The sequence below is a fragment of the Neorhizobium descurainiae genome, assembly GCF_051400715.1.
Taxonomy (GTDB): Bacteria; Pseudomonadota; Alphaproteobacteria; order Rhizobiales; family Rhizobiaceae; genus Neorhizobium.
The window spans coordinates 22,728-38,725 of sequence record NZ_JBLFFK010000029.1 but is presented as its reverse complement, the minus strand read 5'-3'; the positions used below and the strand labels follow the sequence as shown (position 1 = coordinate 38,725).

Below are 15,998 nucleotides of genomic sequence, written 5' to 3'. Positions count from 1 at the left end.
TTAATTCGTTTGGAAAATTTGCGTTTTGCAGCGCAACAGTTTAGCAAGACGGAACGGCGGAAAGGTATGGGAATGGGAAAACGCGGACGCGTCACTTTGCAAACGATCGCACGAGAGGTCGGCCTCTCGAAATATGCGGTCTCCCGATCGCTGGCCGGCAAGAGCGGCGTCAGCGAGGAGACACGCGAGCACATACGCGAGACGGCGCGGCGATTGGGATATATCAAGCCGATCAGCAAGATCGCCGTAAGCGACATCGCAGTGGTGTTCCACGATCATGATGCCGTCAACAGCGAGCTCTACATGCAAATCCAGAATGGGGTCCAGGCAGAGGCGCATCGTCTGGGGCTGAATTTGCGGATGCATTGGACACACAGTCCCGGCCAGCTCGGAGACCTGGCGCGTGCTTGTGCAGGTCTTCTGCTCGTCGGCCCTCATGACCGTGAGGCGATTGCGGCGGCCACGGCGACAGGTATTCCGATCGTCCGGTTCGGCTGGGTCGATCCATTGGAGGATGCAGATCATGTTTCCGGCACCGATCATGAAGCCGGGCAGGCCGTCATGCAGTATCTGCTCGACCTCGGGCACCGCTCCATCGCCTATGTCTATGGCGTGCCCGGCTATCGCGGCCGCCGCGAGCGTTTTTATGGAGCGCGCGAAATTGCCGAACGTTATCCGAACGTTGCGCTCTATGCCATGCAGTTCGAGGAGCAGGACGGTTTCGCCGACGCCTATCAAGCATTGAAGGAAAAGGGAATTTTCCCGACCGCCTTCTTTTGCGCTCATGACGGCCTTGCCCTTACCGTCGTCTCCGAACTGCTGGGGCAGGGATACCGCATTCCCGACGACATTTCCGTCGTCGGCTTCGGCGATTTCTCCCCAGCGAGGCAGATTTCGCCTCCACTGACGACGGTGCGCATGGAAGGGCAGGAATGCGGTACCGTCGGCCTGCAGCTCCTGGTCGAGCGAATGGAAAGGCCGCGACAGCAAGGGATGCCGGCACGGCGCATTTATGTCGCATCGAGGATCATCGAACGTCGGTCCACTGGCCCCTGCAAGGATGCAGCGCACGTCAATGACAGCGATGCACAATTGGGGCAGGTCGGCGGCTAGCCCACAGGCCTTCCCGCTTCATTCGCGCAAAGCGGCATGTGTTGCGAGGGCGGCGGATCGTTGATCCGGCGGTATGTAATCAGTCGATGCTCCGGCCTCTTTCCCGATCGCGGGCCCAGATCGGAAGATCGGATCAGTCGCCAGATGGCGCTTCTGCGGAAAGAAGACCGTATGGACTGGCTCGACCTGACGCGCCCGGAAGAGGAACTGCTGCGTCCCTTGGCTCCCGGAACCTTCGAGATTTCGCAGGATCGCGCAGAGCCCGAGCAGGTAGAATTCGCCTTCTGAGCGACGGCAACGGATCGCAGGCCCAGCCTATGCGGTCCTTGAAGGCGTTCCGCCCGCTGACGATATCTGGTTCAGGACCATTGGTGGCATGAAAGGAGGAAGAAATGCCGCTGAACGATGTTCCATGGACTCCACCCGTGACGATTAGGCTGCAATGCGGTCTGGAGCGCACCTTCACCGGCGTCTATGACGCCCTCGACTTTCTCGAAAATGAATGGCCCTTGCGGCACGGAGAGCGCCACGACCGGGCGGTGAAGACATGCCGGCGCGCGCTTAACGGCATCGTGCCGGCCGTCATCGCGCGCGAGGCTTTCATGGGGGCTTGCCTGGAGGCCGGCATGCCGGCGGTCATGGCAGCCTGGAAGGTGAAGCCCGGTTCGCACCTGGCCCGAGCCCCCCGGATGGCCGCCATCTGATCAGGCCTTGATGGCGCCGCCCTTAGCGGGGTCTCCTTCTGAAATCTCTTCCTGATCGCTGTGGTCGATCATCTCGGTCATGGTCGAACGTTCTCCAGCTTGTTCTTCTTCGATCGCCGTCATTGCCAGGTGATACGGCGTGCGAGCGCGAAACGCCTGAGAGCGCCGCTGCAGCAGGGCGATATAGCGCTGGCGCATCTCCTGGATGCTGATCTCACCCGCGATCCAGGCGTCGACGATCGTCATGTATTCGGGATCGCCGTCGATCGGCGTTCCGCGAGCGCGCGCTCGCGCGATGACGCGCTCAGCGATCGACCTGCGCGTCTGTTCCGTCGTCACCATCCCCTCCGAATCGGGCTGTTCATGAGCTAAGGCTGATTAGCGATCCCTTCACGTGCACACCACTTGAAATCGCAAGCCTCGACCACATCTAAGGCTCACTTCCCGTATCGATGGCCTCCTCGACGATCTTCGTCGGCGTTCGAGGCTGTCCGGGTTCGAAGAAAGGGCGCTCCCCGACCGGGTTGAGCGCCCTTTCTGTTTCCGGAATGGACAGCATCGATCATGGAACCGCAAGCTTTCGAACCGCATTTCCGCTTTTTGAAAGCAGGCGATCAAGCGATTGCGCGGAACGGCGAAAGCAGCCTGAAGGCAGCGTCGCGGCTCACATGCTTCCTATCACAGGCGCCGATCAAGCTGAGCGGCGATCATCGGAACGGCAGCCGCGCCCGACGCGCCGAGGCGTGCACGCTGAACGAGCTTGCCGAGAACGATTGTGGTGGCGATGGTGGCGGCAATCCGAAGCCAAGGATGATCTTCTGCCCGGCCTGGCGAAAGGTCCTCCGTCTGATTTCGGATCGCCGCTAGCCGTTCGCGCAGATCGGGGACATCCTTGCGCAGCCAGGCGATTTCCCTGCGGCAGCATCGGGATCGCCCATCTTTGTATCGTCAAAGGGATCTTCCGCCGGTGCCTCGTCGTCCAATTCATCCAGATGTCGCTGAAGGCCCAGTTTGTGCCGAAACCGTTCGATCGAATGTCTGTCATGCCTCCTCCTGGAAAACCGATCCGCTGAAACATCTTCGGCCCATGATCTTCTGTCGCCGTGAGAAGGTCCAAGACGACGATGCAGTTAATGTTCCGGCATCTGCTGAAAATCCGCGCCGGCGTTGCGCCGCTCCCGCGATCGTGCTCTCCGTCTCGCTTCTCGCAGCTCATCGATCGTCGGTTGCCACCAGCCGCGCATGTGCTCGTAGGCGCCGGCGGTCGTCTTGGCCGGCCAGGTGTGGATCAGCTCGTCGAGCGTCGGCAACCGCCAGAGACACCAAAGATGGTCATCTGTGAGGTCCGGATAGAGATCGGCAAACGCGCCGCGATCGACAAGCTCACCGGTTATGGCGGTGACGACGACGATCCCGTAGACTAAAGTGGCGATCGGGCGTCCGAGCTGCGGGAGATCGTGGGAGGGCAAAGGCAGACGCCGGCGCCGTCTCTCCGACGATCGTCGTTTCAAGCGCAGCTCTTCGTCGGTGCCTTTGCGCGCCTCGGCCCGCTTTCGGCGCTCCTCCGGCTCGTTGCGCCTGGCCGCCTCCCCGATCGTTTTCCATCGATTTTGAAGATCGTCATATGAAGAAAACGGTACACGCCACACACGCCGATCGCCGTCCCAACGTGAAAAAGGGATCTGCCGAAGCTCCTCGACGATCCTCCTGGAATAGAGTGTCCTGACCCTGAAACCCATATCGTCGAGTTCGAGGTAAGGGCTCAGGATCGGTTCGAACGCATAGGCATCGCGGCCTTTCTCGTTCGCAAACGCCTCCGTTCTCGCCGCCTCCAGAGCCAGCCAACGATCGATACGGCGCCGCGCGCTCTTGCCCGGAACGGTCCAGGCCTGCAGCTTGTCGTTCCATCGGGCGCGAGGGAATGTCTGGCGAAAGCGCTGCGCTGACATGCGATCGAACGGGAATGTCGCAAGCGCGCCATCGATCTCATGATCAGCATCATCGGACGCGGCTTGATCATAGCCTTCGACCGCCGGCTTTCTGTCGTTTTCCATAGACGCTCATGTAGGGCGTCGGGTTCAGTCCGTCACTTCGAATACGGCTGCGTTGTCCTGGACTTCCCTTAGGCCCTTATAGGAAGAATGGCGCCGCTCCCTTCCGCCGGCACGACATCCTCAAGCAGGTGACGGCGGACCGACAGCTCCGTGCGGGTGAAATCGTGCCCATCGAGATAGAGCAGATCAAAGGCATAGAAGATGGATTTGGTCGACACGGGTTTCCCGCTGCGCCCGCCAGGAGAACGTGCAGCCCGCCGAAGTCGGAGCAATCTTGCTCGTCGAGCACGACAGCCTCCCCGTCAAGGATGGTGGTCGTCACGCCGGTCGATACATTCCGCTTTGGACGGGGCTGATACGCTACTCATTAGGGAGAAACAAATAATCGTCATCACGGCCCCCACAGGCAACATCGGCAGCCGGGTGCTGGCAAACTCCTGGATCACGGCGCATCCCTGCGCGTGATCGCATTCGACCCCGCAAAGCTTCCCGCGGGATGTGCTGGCGCGCATGGAGGTGGTCGAGGGATCGCGCAGCCGCCCGGAAACCATCGAGATGCGCGGCCAGCTGGCCGTTTCTGCGAGGGCCTTTCCTAGCTCTCTTTGACGGTCCCGTTTGAGGCTCGATATCTGCTTCTGCCAAGCTCGGAATACCGAATGGATACGTATTGAACGGCCCTGCCGGGGTGGTGCACGAGGCCGCCGCTCTTTCGGCGAAACCACCCGTGTTTAAAATTTCGTTCCTGCCAAATCAAAAATCCTGATACAGAGGACAGGCAACAACCGTTTCGAGCATGAAGCCCAACTTTCTCACCATATCGGCAAATACAGGCAGTTCGGTCCTCAAAGGACTTGCGTCGCCTATTCGGGTCAACATCCTGCAGCTTCTCCGCGATCGCGGCAAAATGAATGTCAACGAGATTAGCGCTGCACTGTCGCTACCCCAATCGACTGTGGCCGTGAATATATTGACGCTGGAGAAGGCGGGGCTGATCGATACCCACTCCGTCAAGGCGACGAAAGGGCATCAGAAGGTATGCAGCGCCAAGTATGACGAAATTATAGTACGCTTCGATACTCCGGAAAAAAGGCAGAAAAGCAACCAGATCGAAGTTGCGATGCCGCTTGGCCTCTTCACCAGTTGCGAGGTATTGGCGCCGTGTGGCCTCTGCTCGCCCGAGGGTGTCATCGGGTTGCTGGACGTGCCGGACTTCTTCCTGGACCCGGGTCGGGTCCAGGCAGCGCTTATCTGGTTCGGGCGCGGGAACGTGGAATATAAGTTTCCGAACAACGCCAGACTTCTCAACTCTACGGTCGAGGCGGTGGAATTTTCCATGGAGTTGTCGTCCGAAGTTCCCGGCACCAACGTTAACTGGCCCTCCGACATCACATTGTGGGTCAACGATCACAAGGTAGGGACGTGGACTTCCCCCGGTGACTACGGCGACAAGCGCGGCGTCTACACACCCAAATGGTGGAAGCTCGAAGGTTCGCAGTACGGCAAGCTGAAGACCTTCCGTGTTACTAAGCAAGGTTCGTTTGTTGACGGAGTTTCCATTTCGAATGTCACTATCGACGACGTAGGCCTGACCGATCATCATTCCATTCGAATGAAGATAGGGATTGAGGAAAATGCCCCCCATCCGGGAGGCATAAACATTTTTGGTCGGGGCTTCGGCAATTACGACCAAGACATCGTCATGCGCCTGTATCTCGCCTGACACGGTGGGCACCGCGGCCGCGGGTTCGGGCATCAGACCGAAGCATCGAACCGGACGACGCTCCACGAGGCCGACGGAACGGTGACCACCGCGCCGCCGCTCGATGCCTCAACGTTCCGCAGATCGCGCGGAGCCACCTTCTCGGGGTCCTTCCTGGTGTTGCTCGCCATGAGATCGCTGTGGTGCAGAGAATGCGCGCGCCGCAGCCGCAATCCGCCAAAACCGGTCGCAGCAACTTCGATCTGCATCTCGTCGGAAAGATGCCGGTTCAGGATAAAGAGCGTGACCGTCTTGTCCGCCTCGGAATGGACCGCCGAGAACTTGAGATATGGGACCGGGTCGATCTTGTCGTAGAGATCTTCGGTATGGGTCGGATCGTAATAGCGTGTGGCATAGGTCGGCGTATCGATCCGGGCCCTGAGGACGCGCCCCCTGCCGAGATTGCTGAAATCAGAAAAGGGCCAGAAGATCGTCTGGCGCCAGGCGGGACCGCCGGTTTCGGTCATGATGGGGGCGATGGCGTTTACGAGCTGGGCGAGGCAGCCGGCCTTGACGCGGTCCGCGTGATTGAGGAGCGATATGCAGGCGCCGCCGAAGGCGAGCGCATCCTGCATGTTGTATTCTTCCTCCAAGATCGGCGGGGCAACGGGCCACCCTTCCTTGACCCGGTTATGTTCGCCGCGGCGGGTACGATACCAGACGTTCCATTCGTCGAAGCTCAGCATGATGCGCTTCCGCGATCGCCGGCGAGCCGCCACGGCGTCGGCGATCGCGACCACTTCCTCGATGAAGCTGTCCATCAGGTCAGGACTTGCAAGAAACGACGGCGTGTCGTCCGCATAATTGTTGAGATAGGTGTGCAGGGATATGAACTCGACTTGGTCAAAGGTGTGCTCCAGCACGATCCTTTCCCAGTCGCCAAAGGTCGCCATCTTGCGGCCGGACGACCCGCAGGCCGCCAGTTCGATGGTCGGGTCGGTCATCCGCATCATCTTGGCGGTCTCGGTGGCGATCCGGCCATATTCCCCGGCGGTCTTCGCTCCCATCTGCCAGCCGCCGTCCATTTCGTTGCCCAGGCACCAGAATTTGACGTCGTGAGGTTTTTCCCAGCCGTGCTGACGGCGCAGGTCGGAAAGGTGCGTGCCGAAGGGATGGTTGCAATACTCGAGCAGGTGGCGGGCTTCGTCCGGTCCGCGGGTGCCGAGATTGACGGCGAGCATCGGTTCGATGTCGGCAGCCCTGCACCAGTCCATGAATTCATTGGTTCCGAACTGATTGGTGTCGACTGATTTCCACGCCAGATCGAGGCGGCGCGGTCGCTGTTCGACCGGTCCCACGCCATCTTCCCAATTGTACCCGGACACGAAGTTGCCGCCGGGATAGCGCATGATTGTGGGGTTAAGTTCCCGGACGAGTTCCAGGACATCCCGCCTGAAGCCTTTCTCGTCCGCCGTCGGATGACCAGGCTCGAAAATCCCGCCATAGACGCAGCGGCCAAGGTGTTCGATGAACGCGCCGAACAGGCGTCTGTCTGTCTCGCCAATGATGAAATCCCGGTCGAACCGGACTTGGGCCTTGATCATCTAAAATCTCGCTCTGATGGATGTAATGGATTCTTTGAACTAGTGGGCCTGCGGTTCGGCATCGTGCATCTGCGGCGGGGGAGGGGAGGCCCGCGCCTGCTGCGATGCCGCGCTGTCGCCGGTGAGCACGCCGCGACCATGCGGATCGGGAGAGAGGACGGAGGCTTTCAGGAGCTGAGAATAGGAGTGCTTCGGATTGTCCAGGACAGTGCGAGCCTGCCCGCTTTCCACCACCTTGCCCTGCTGCATGATGATGATCCCGTCGCTCACGCAGTACGCGGTGGCGAGGTCGTGGGTGATGTAGATGATCGACACGTTGAGATCGTTGCGGAGGGTTCGGAAAAGATTGACGATCGACATTCTTAAGGAGGCGTCGACCATAGAGACGGGCTCGTCGGCGATGATCATCGAAGGACCTGGAATGAGGGCGCGCGCGATCGCCACGCGTTGGAGCTGGCCGCCGGAAAGCTCGTGAGGAAACCGCCCCCGGACTTCGCCGATCGACAATCCGACCTTGTTGAGCGCGGCGTCGGCCGCTGCCTCCATTTGCGCCTGCGATCGTGCACTGGTGAAATTTCGCGCCGTCATGAACAGGTATCGGTCTACCCGCTTCAGCGGATTGAAGGCCTCGAACGGGTTCTGGAAGATCGGCTGCACCTGGCTCATGAAGTCCCGGCGGGCTTTCGCTCCACGGATGGTCCCGAGGTCCTTCCCCTTGAAAAAGATCGTGCCGCCGCTAGGGCGGATCATATTGAGGATCATCCTGGCGAGCGTCGTCTTGCCGCTGCCGGATTCTCCAATGATGGTGAAGATCTGGGGCTCGGTGGCATCAAGATGAAAGGAGACGTCGTCGACCGCCCTGAATACCTCACGGCCGAGAAGGCCACCGCGGGTATAGAGTTTCGACGCGCGATCGACATGCAGAAGGGGAGGTGTCATCTCGCTGCCTCCAGCTCCTTGCCGGCGGGGTTCTCGTCCGCAACCGGCCTCACCTTGGAGCTTGCCGCAAAACATGCGACGCGGTGATCTTCCCCCAGTGCGGTAAGGGCGGGATTTTCGTGGCGGCAGATCTCCATCGCAAGCGGACAACGCGGATGGAACCGGCACCCCCTCGGCGGATCGGCCAGGTTCGGGGGCGATCCCGGAAGCGCGTCCCGCGCATTGATGTCGCCGATCCTCGGAAGGCTGGCGATCAGATGGGCGGTGTAGGGATGCATGGGATTGGCGAACACGTCCGCCGTTCGTCCCTCCTCGACCAGCCGCCCTGCATACATGATGCCGAGTCTGTCCGTGACGTTGGCGTGAACCGTAAGGTCATGGGTTACGAAGATCATCGAGGAGCCGAATTCCCGCTGGCTTTCCCGGATCATCGCAAGGACGTCCTTCTGGACGACGACGTCGAGTGCGGTAGTGGGCTCGTCGGCGATGATGAATTCCGGCCGGCACAGGGTCGCCAGCGCGATACAGACCCGCTGCCGCATTCCGCCCGAAAGCTCGTGCGGATAGGAATAGAGGATCTCGGCAGGAAGGCGAAGCCGCTGGAGATGGCGCCTCACCTCCCGTTCGAAATCCGCCCGGCCCAGATGCATGTGCCGGAACGCGAAATCCTCGAATGTCCGGTGGATGCGGCGAACGGGATTGAGCACGTTCATCGAGCCCTGCAGAATGTAGGACAGATGGCGCCAGCGAATGGCCGCCCGTTCGGCCGGCGGTAGCGCGTAGAGATCGCGGTCGATGAAGCTGTAATCGACTTTTCCCGCGACAATTTCCAGCGGCGGCCTGATCGCGGCTGCTATCGCCTTGATGAACGTGGTCTTGCCGCAGCTCGATTCGCCCGCGATCCCGTAGATCTCATGCTTGCGCACGTGCATGGATATCCCGTCGACCGCGCGCACCTCCCGGTCTATCCCGAAATATTTCATGCGGTAATAGGCACGCAGATCGCGGGTTTCCAGAACATGGAGTGTTGCTTCGGCGAGCCTGGGGTTCTGTGCCATCATGAATTCCCCATCCGGTCGAGCCGGCTTCGCGGATCGATATATTCATTCATGGAGATGGACAGCAGGAAGAGCCCGATGAACGTCAATGTGACAAACAGGGTGGGGAAGAAATACCACCACCAGATGCCCGACACCATGGCGCTGTGCTGGTTGGCCCAGAAGATCATGCCGCCGATCGTCGGCGTGTCGACGTCCGTGAAGCCCAGCACCGCGAGCGTGACTTCCAGGCCGATCGACCAGTTCATGTTGTTCATGAAGGTCGAAAAGACGATCGGCAGCACGTAGGGCAGATGTTCCTGCGTTACGATACGCGGCATGGACATGCCGGAAAACACGCTTGTATTGGTAAACTCCCGCGTCCTGAGACTGATCATCACCGACCGGATAAGCCTTGCGTCATAGGACCAGCCAAGTCCCGCCATGACGAGCGCGAGGACGAGCCATGTCATGTCGTCACGAAGAACGAAGTAGAGCAGCACCAGCAGGGGAAAAAGCGGGATGACGATGAACGTGTCGTTGATCGACATCAGGACGCGGTCGACGATGCCGCCGACATAACCGGACACCAGACCGACTGCCAGAGAAAGAACGCGACTGACAAGCGCGACAATGAACCCGAAGGTCAGCGTGTTCCGCAGCGCAAACGTCAGCTGCCAGAAAATGTCCTGACCCCGCGAATTCGTGCCGAACACAAATTCCGCGGACGGCGGGGCATCCATCACCACTAGATAGGAGTCGATTGGCTCATAGGGTGAAAAGAACGACGCTGCGGCGATGCAGAGGATGATCGCCATGATCATGAAGCCGATCGCGAACTCGCCGTTGTACCGAAACAGATCTCTGAAGACGGCAATCATTGGCTCACCTGTACGCGTGGATCGATCAGCGGATAGATGATGTCGATGATGAAGACGGCGGCGGATACAGCGATGATGGCGATCGACGTGATCCCAAGGACCAGCGAATAATCGGCGGCATGGACCGCTTCGACCAGAAGCCGCCCGATGCCCGGATAGCCGAAAACCTGCTCGGTGATCACCGCGCCATTGAAGATTGCCCCGATCGACATCGCGAGGCCGGTAATCTGCGGCAGGAACGCGTTTCGCATCACGTAGGAAGTCACGAGGCGTCGTTCCGGAACGCCGGCGAGCGCGGCATAGGTGACGTAGTCGTCCGTCACGATGTTGGAAACCAGCGCCCGCATGCCCATGAACCAGCTCCCCACACCGACGAGGATGAGGGACAGGGAGGGCAGGATCGAGTGGAGCAGCACGCTGCCCGCAAACTGCAGCGTCCAGCCAGTCGGAAGGTTCATTTCATACCCGCCGCTGCTCGGTAGGATCGGCAGGATGAAGGTGAAGACGATCAGAAGCACGAAGGCCACGATATAATAGGGCACGGGATGCAGCCCCATCATGATCATTCCCAGAATGCGCAGGATGCGGTTGCGGCTGTAATAGCCAGCAAGGCCGCCGAGAATGTTGCCGATGAACCAGCTCAGGATCGTCGATATGGTGAGCAGGCCTATCGTCCAGGGGATCGCTCTGCCGATCAGTTCGCTGACGGGTGTGGGAAAAGCCGACAGGGAGGGCCCGAAGTCGAGCATGACGAGCCGCTGCCAGAAGATCAGATATTCTTCCCAGAGATTGTCTCCGACCCCGTAGAGTTCCCGCAGCGACTGCCGGAGAAGTTCAATGGATTCCGGGCTGGAAAAGCCGAATGTGCTGACCTGGGCGACGGCATGTTCGACCGGATCGATCGGCGTCAGATGGGTGATCAGGAACGTGATACTGATGCCAACAAACACGACCAGCGCGAACTGCAACAGGCGCTTGGCCACGTAAATTGCGTAGGATCGCATTGATGCCTCGTGTCTCGGGATGAGGTCTCCGCCCGGGTATTGGTTGAGCCGGGCGGCTGTTTCTCACTTTGCCGGCTTCGTCGGCTTCAGATTGACCATCATGTATTTTGTGTTGCCCCAGTTGGCGACCGGGTTTGTATAGGGCTTGGTTTCGAGGCTTGGGAAACCTGTCCAATAGGTAGTGTCCATCGTGGCGAAGACGTTGTAGGCCATCAGCGGAATGATCGGCATTTCCTCTGCCGCCAGCTTGAGATAATCGAGACCGAGCTCGACGCCTCGCGGATCGTCGAAGTCGATCGTGCGGATCTCCTCGATGATCTTGTCCAGCCGCGGTTCCGCCCAACGTTGCCAGTTTCTCGGCGGTTGGACCTTGCCGACATCGACGACGAACTGCGAGTGCCAGCTGTCGAGGAAGAACGAGAGGTCGGGGTGACCGCCCCACGTCTCGACGCTCCACCCGATGAACGTGTCGAAATCGCCGACGCCGCGGCGATCAAGCATCGTTCCCTGGGCCACGTCGATATTGGCGTCAACACCGAAACGCCGCCATTGCTGGGCGATGATCGACCCGGCTCGTGTCATGACCGGCCGCAGGTCACCCTCGACCATCACCTTGACGGAGAAAGGTTGCCCGTTTGGCTGGTACCAGCGGTCGCCCTGTTTGGTGAAGCCGGCCTTCTGGAGAAGCTCCGCCGCCGCTTCCGGATCAGGTTTCCACCAGCCCCTGCCGAAGGCCGTGGCGATTTCGCCCGGCTCCGAAGGTATCTGGTCCTTCAAGGACGGACGCAGCATCTCGGCGATCTGCTTGCCCATGGTCGGGTCGTACGGCTTGATCTTCCGCTTGCCCGTGTCGAGCTCGAAACCCGTCAGCCACTGCTCCATCGGCTCGAAATAATATTTCGGATAAAGCCCGGTAGGCGGCACGCCTATCGCCGAAATCGTGGCCGCACCGCGGTAGGACGCCATGCTGACGGCCTTGATGTCGATCAGCAGCGCCAGAGCCCAGCGCACCTCCTTGCTCTGGAACTTCTCCAGCCGATGATTGAAGATGACCGAAGGCAGGGTCGGATCCGGATGGGCATAGGGGAACCCTTGAACCAACTGACCGAAGACGGCGAGTCCTTGGCGAGCGTGAACATCCCTTCGGGCGACAGATCATGAATGACGTCGAGACGATGGTTGAGCTGCTCGATGACACGCTTTTCCGGCGGGCCTGGATCGATATAGGCAAGATAAACGGGGCCAGGTTCGCCGTAACGGGCGACGGTGGTCTGCTTCCAGTCGTCGCGTTTCTTCCAAATGAACCATTTGCCGCCACGATCAAAATTATAGAGCGTATAGGCGCCCAACGATACCGGCGGATTGAAGTCGAACTTCAGCACGTCACCGACTTTTTCGAAGACGTGTTTCGGCATCATCCACATCGCGTTCCAGCGTACGGTGAACAAGGCATGGAAGCGCGAGTTGGGCTTCTTGAGCCTGAAGAGGACTTCCGTTGGGCTCTTCTTCTCGATCCCCGCCACATTAACCTGCACCGGAGCGCTCCAGCGTAAACCATTGGTCTTCATATGCGTCTCGATCGTGAATACCACGTCGTCGGCCGTGAATTCGATCCCATCACTCCAGAAAATGCCGGACCTCAACTTCACTGTCATTTCCGTGAAGTTTTTGTTATATATCGGCTTTTCGGAAGCGAGGGAGTTATCCCAAACACCGTTGATCCCGTGGTCCGGATCGATATACCAGAACGTGTCCATGGCGTTCTGGTGAAGGCCCGTCGTCTGGCCACCGGCGTTGATGGCCCAGATGTTGAACCATCCGGCATTTTTGATCGTGCCTTCTGGATTTTCCAGGATTAGCAGTTGTTCTCGGGGCAAATCGTTGCCCGGCACCTGCCCGAACGACGGCTTGGTCGCAAGGAATGTACCTGCGAGCCACATAAATGTTCTTCTCGAAAGCATGCCGTTATCCTCCCAGTTCCCAGCGTGCTCATCGGCTCTCCGAACATCAATGATAGTCTAACGGGAGTCGAGCAGAGTCAACCGAAATCGTGATTTATATCATATTTTCGGATATTAATGTTGCATACATGTCCGAGCTGATCAAAGGTGGCGATGTCCAGGCCGACGCGGTATGGGACAGTAACCACGGTCTTGCCGCCGCTAAACGGCAGGCCACTGGCGACGACGAGCCGGATACCGTCACCGACCTGCCGGATTGCATTCCGCCGCAGCTCTGCGAGACGCTGGAGCGCCCGCCGGCCGGCGCCGGCTGGATCCATGAGATCAAGTTCGACGGCTATCGCATCCAGATGCGCGTGCTCGATGGCGAGGTGACGCTGAAGACCCGCAAGGGCCTCGACTGGACAGGCAGATATCCCGAGATCGTCGATGCGGTCTCCGCACTGCCGGACTACATCATCGACGGCGAGATCTGTGCCCTCGATGAGAATGGCGCGCCGGATTTTTGCAGCCCTGCAGGCGGCCCTTTCGGAAGGCAAGACGGGTGACCTCGTCTATTTCGCCTTCGATCTCCTCTATGATGGTGGCGAGGATCTGCGATCCGAGCCGCTCAGACCACGATTGCGTTCTTGGCCGCAGCAATGATCATACCCGTCGGCGATCTTGGGCTCGCCTGGACTAGTCAAGGTATCAGCCCGGCACTCCTACCCGTGCGATTAGTGGATTTTGCCTCGCGACACTCGCTTTTGGCTTTCGCCTGATGCGTCTGGGTCGCATGCACTGAACTCGATCTGGCACTGACAACATCGGAGTGTAACCCTGAAGGCGGCCCAGAGCCGGAACTTGAGTTTCGGAAATCGGTTCGACGAGTTCCCCTGATTGGACGGAGAGGATTAGTCGATGTCCATCGAACTCGAACATGCCGTCGTCGTCATCACCGGCCCGTCGGGTGGCATCGGCCAGGCGACGGCCGAGGCATTCGCGCGCCGGGGGAGTAGACTTGTGCTCCCGGCCGCACCGGAGAGGCCCTCGACAAGGTAACTCTCATTTGCAGGCGGGTCGGCAGCGAGATGATTTCAATGGTGACCGACGTCACCGATTCGGCGGCCGTCAGAGCGCTTGCCGATAAGGCGAACACCTCGGGGGACTTGACGTCTGGGTCAGCAATGACACCGTCGGAGCCGTAGGCCGCTTCGAAGGGACGCCGATCGAGGTACATGAGCAGGTCATCCCCGCCGACCTGATCGGCCACATGAACGATGCCCATGCCGTCCTGCCGATCTTCCTGAAGCCGGGCCGGGGCGTCTTCATCAACATGATCTCGCTCGGCGGCTTTGTGGCAGCGCCTTTCGCTACCGCCTACAGCTCCAGCAAGTTCGGGCTTCGCGGATTTTCCGAAGCGTTGATCGCACTTCAGCAAACGGCCTGAATAGCGAGAGGCCGGCCCACGCCGAGGATCGTGTCCGGCCCCTGGCTGCGGCTGGGCTGGGGATTGGGGTTGCTGGCCGCAGCATACATAACTGCGCCGTGACCGCGCCGTTCCAGTGATGGGCGTGCGCCATCCATAATTGCATAACGCTGGCGCAAAGCTGCGAGAGGCCGGCGCGAATGGGCAACGCAACCGGCCTCCGGCCGCAGCTCTGCGGAGGGCAGGAGTCCACGCTGCAGCATTTTCTAACTCCGGCCTAACTGTGTCGTTCCAAGCTCAAAGACCCGGCACTGTTACCGTGCCGGGCCTTCAGCCGCTATCAGGTTGTAGGACGGGACCCGCGGCGCTGTCAAAACGGCCCCGCAACCTAAACGTTCCACTTCATCAAACATCGGAGAATACTCATGGCACGACGCGTCAACGCGGCGGGGCCGCTATCCCCGACACCACCACAGGACATTACCATGACCATTACGACCACGTCAGCGTGGGCGCGTCATAGCGTCCGCATTCCACCTGGGACGTTACCACACCACCACCACGATAGGAGATCAACCATGGCTCGGGAAACGCTTCCCGTCGCCCTCGACCTTATGTTCGGTCACGAGGGCGGCTATGTGAATGTCAAGACAGATCAGGGCGGCCCGACCAAGTACGGCGTGACGCACAAGACGCTGGCCGCCTACCTCGGCGTTCCGTCCGTGACCGCCGATCGCGTCAAGGCAATCACCCGCGCTGAGGCCGAGGCAATCTATCGCCGGTTCCTATTGGAGTCAGGCTGGCGGCGACGTGCTGCCTGCCGGCCTCGACTACGCGGCGTTCGACTTCGGCCAGAACTCCGGCCCACCGACGGCGGTCAAGAAGCTCCAGACCGTTCTCGCCGCCAAAGGCGTCTATTCAGGCAAGATTGACGGCCACATCGGTGAGCAGTGGCGCGGCCCGTGAGGTCAAGCGTGGAAGACACGCTGACCGAAGGCACCAAGCGCCAGATCCTGACCGAAAACGAGAAGCTGGCGAAGCTGTGCGGGGTGAAGCCATGAAGTACCGCATAGCGACATTTATAAAGTGGCAGTTGTTCAGCCTGTCGATTGCGGCGGGGCGCTCGCATGACTGGCGCCGAACTGATGGCCGTCATCGGCTTTGCCGTCCTGCTCGCCAGCGCTGGCTGGCGAGTATGGGCGCGCGTTGAAGCGAAGGTGAAGATTGCCGCCGACAAGGGCGATAAGGCGATTGGCGACCTTGCCGCCCATCGTCTTCACATTGCGGAGACCTACGTCATCAGGGCGGGAATGCACGAGCAGGCGATCGAGGGCGTCGGCAACCGCATCGATAGCCTGGGCGGGTGAGCGCCTTCAGCCCCGGCGAAGCACACGCGCGCAATAGGTGTTACGCCTCCGTTTCTAGCTGGTTCGGGTTGCGTTTTTCGGCATGCAACTTATCGCAAAGATATCAGTGAGTAGCTTTTCCGGCCACGCGCAGGACTGATCAGGAGATGGAGGCTTGCCGCATGAGCACCAATCGCCCATATTCGCAGCGTGAATTGGGTGTTCAGTCGGACCTTCCTATGCAGCGC

At 59.9% G+C, this 15,998-nt stretch carries 12 protein-coding genes and 5 pseudogenes; 8 read left to right on the top strand and 9 right to left on the bottom strand.

Annotated features, from left to right (window positions below; all coding sequences use genetic code 11):
• Positions 1-72: 72 nt before the first annotated feature.
• Together ACMGE0_RS30195 and ACMGE0_RS30190 are read left to right on the top strand one after the other, a co-directional pair.
• Positions 73-1,113, top strand: a complete 1,041-nt coding sequence (locus ACMGE0_RS30195; RefSeq protein ID WP_436819577.1) for a LacI family DNA-binding transcriptional regulator — start codon at positions 73-75, stop codon at positions 1,111-1,113.
• 392 nt (positions 1,114-1,505) lie between these two features.
• A complete protein-coding gene (locus ACMGE0_RS30190; RefSeq protein WP_436819576.1) occupies positions 1,506-1,817 on the top strand; it encodes a DUF982 domain-containing protein in 312 nt (103 codons plus the stop codon).
• Here the strand turns inward: ACMGE0_RS30190 and ACMGE0_RS30185 are convergent, their stop codons facing one another.
• From ACMGE0_RS30185 to ACMGE0_RS30175, 3 genes and pseudogenes are all read right to left on the bottom strand, one after another.
• Positions 1,818-2,159, bottom strand: a complete 342-nt coding sequence (locus tag ACMGE0_RS30185; RefSeq protein WP_436819575.1) for a hypothetical protein — start codon at positions 2,157-2,159, stop codon at positions 1,818-1,820.
• Positions 2,160-2,947: 788 nt separating this feature from the next.
• Positions 2,948-3,871: a hypothetical protein gene (locus tag ACMGE0_RS30180; RefSeq protein WP_436819574.1), complete on the bottom strand. Its 924-nt coding sequence runs from the start codon at positions 3,869-3,871 to the stop codon at positions 2,948-2,950.
• Between the two features lie 101 nt (positions 3,872-3,972).
• A pseudogene (locus ACMGE0_RS30175) lies at positions 3,973-4,196 on the bottom strand (ATP-dependent DNA ligase); the annotation flags it as partial.
• A gap of 468 nt (positions 4,197-4,664) precedes the next feature.
• Here ACMGE0_RS30175 and ACMGE0_RS30170 point away from each other — a divergent pair.
• The gene (locus ACMGE0_RS30170; protein ID WP_436819573.1) at positions 4,665-5,591 is read left to right on the top strand and encodes an ArsR/SmtB family transcription factor; all 927 of its coding nucleotides are present in this window, start codon (positions 4,665-4,667) and stop codon (positions 5,589-5,591) included.
• Positions 5,592-5,623: 32 nt separating this feature from the next.
• Here the strand turns inward: ACMGE0_RS30170 and arfA are convergent, their stop codons facing one another.
• From arfA to ACMGE0_RS30140, 6 genes and pseudogenes are all read right to left on the bottom strand, one after another.
• The gene (gene arfA, locus ACMGE0_RS30165; RefSeq protein ID WP_436819603.1) at positions 5,624-7,171 is read right to left on the bottom strand and encodes an arabinosylfuranosidase ArfA; all 1,548 of its coding nucleotides are present in this window, start codon (positions 7,169-7,171) and stop codon (positions 5,624-5,626) included.
• 42 nt (positions 7,172-7,213) lie between these two features.
• The gene (locus ACMGE0_RS30160; RefSeq protein ID WP_436819572.1) at positions 7,214-8,113 is read right to left on the bottom strand and encodes an ABC transporter ATP-binding protein; all 900 of its coding nucleotides are present in this window, start codon (positions 8,111-8,113) and stop codon (positions 7,214-7,216) included.
• Entirely contained in the window at positions 8,110-9,174 is a 1,065-nt protein-coding gene (locus tag ACMGE0_RS30155) for an ABC transporter ATP-binding protein (RefSeq protein WP_436819571.1), read from the bottom strand. The genes ACMGE0_RS30160 and ACMGE0_RS30155 overlap by 4 nt, the downstream gene beginning before the upstream one ends.
• Positions 9,171-10,031, bottom strand: a complete 861-nt coding sequence (locus ACMGE0_RS30150) for an ABC transporter permease (RefSeq protein ID WP_436819570.1) — start codon at positions 10,029-10,031, stop codon at positions 9,171-9,173. The genes ACMGE0_RS30155 and ACMGE0_RS30150 overlap by 4 nt, the downstream gene beginning before the upstream one ends.
• Complete coding sequence (locus ACMGE0_RS30145; RefSeq protein ID WP_436819569.1) at positions 10,028-11,035, bottom strand: ABC transporter permease; 1,008 nt, start codon at positions 11,033-11,035, stop codon at positions 10,028-10,030. The genes ACMGE0_RS30150 and ACMGE0_RS30145 overlap by 4 nt, the downstream gene beginning before the upstream one ends.
• Positions 11,036-11,098: 63 nt before the next feature.
• Positions 11,099-12,996: pseudogene (locus ACMGE0_RS30140) on the bottom strand (ABC transporter substrate-binding protein).
• A 137-nt stretch (positions 12,997-13,133) separates the two neighbouring features.
• On the opposite strand from ACMGE0_RS30140, the pseudogene ACMGE0_RS30135 reads away from it, so the two are divergent.
• The 5 genes and pseudogenes from ACMGE0_RS30135 to ACMGE0_RS30115 all read left to right on the top strand — a co-directional run.
• Positions 13,134-13,617 (top strand): annotated as a pseudogene (locus tag ACMGE0_RS30135) (ATP-dependent DNA ligase); the annotation flags it as partial.
• Positions 13,618-13,896: 279 nt separating this feature from the next.
• Positions 13,897-14,407: pseudogene (locus ACMGE0_RS30130) on the top strand (SDR family NAD(P)-dependent oxidoreductase); the annotation flags it as partial.
• A 422-nt stretch (positions 14,408-14,829) separates the two neighbouring features.
• Positions 14,830-15,126, top strand: a pseudogene (locus tag ACMGE0_RS30125) (glycosyl hydrolase 108 family protein); the annotation flags it as partial.
• Between the two features lie 88 nt (positions 15,127-15,214).
• Positions 15,215-15,370: a lysozyme family protein gene (locus tag ACMGE0_RS30120; RefSeq protein ID WP_436819604.1), complete on the top strand. Its 156-nt coding sequence runs from the start codon at positions 15,215-15,217 to the stop codon at positions 15,368-15,370.
• A 161-nt stretch (positions 15,371-15,531) separates the two neighbouring features.
• Entirely contained in the window at positions 15,532-15,771 is a 240-nt protein-coding gene (locus tag ACMGE0_RS30115; RefSeq protein WP_436819568.1) for a hypothetical protein, read from the top strand.
• Positions 15,772-15,998: the final 227 nt, after the last annotated feature.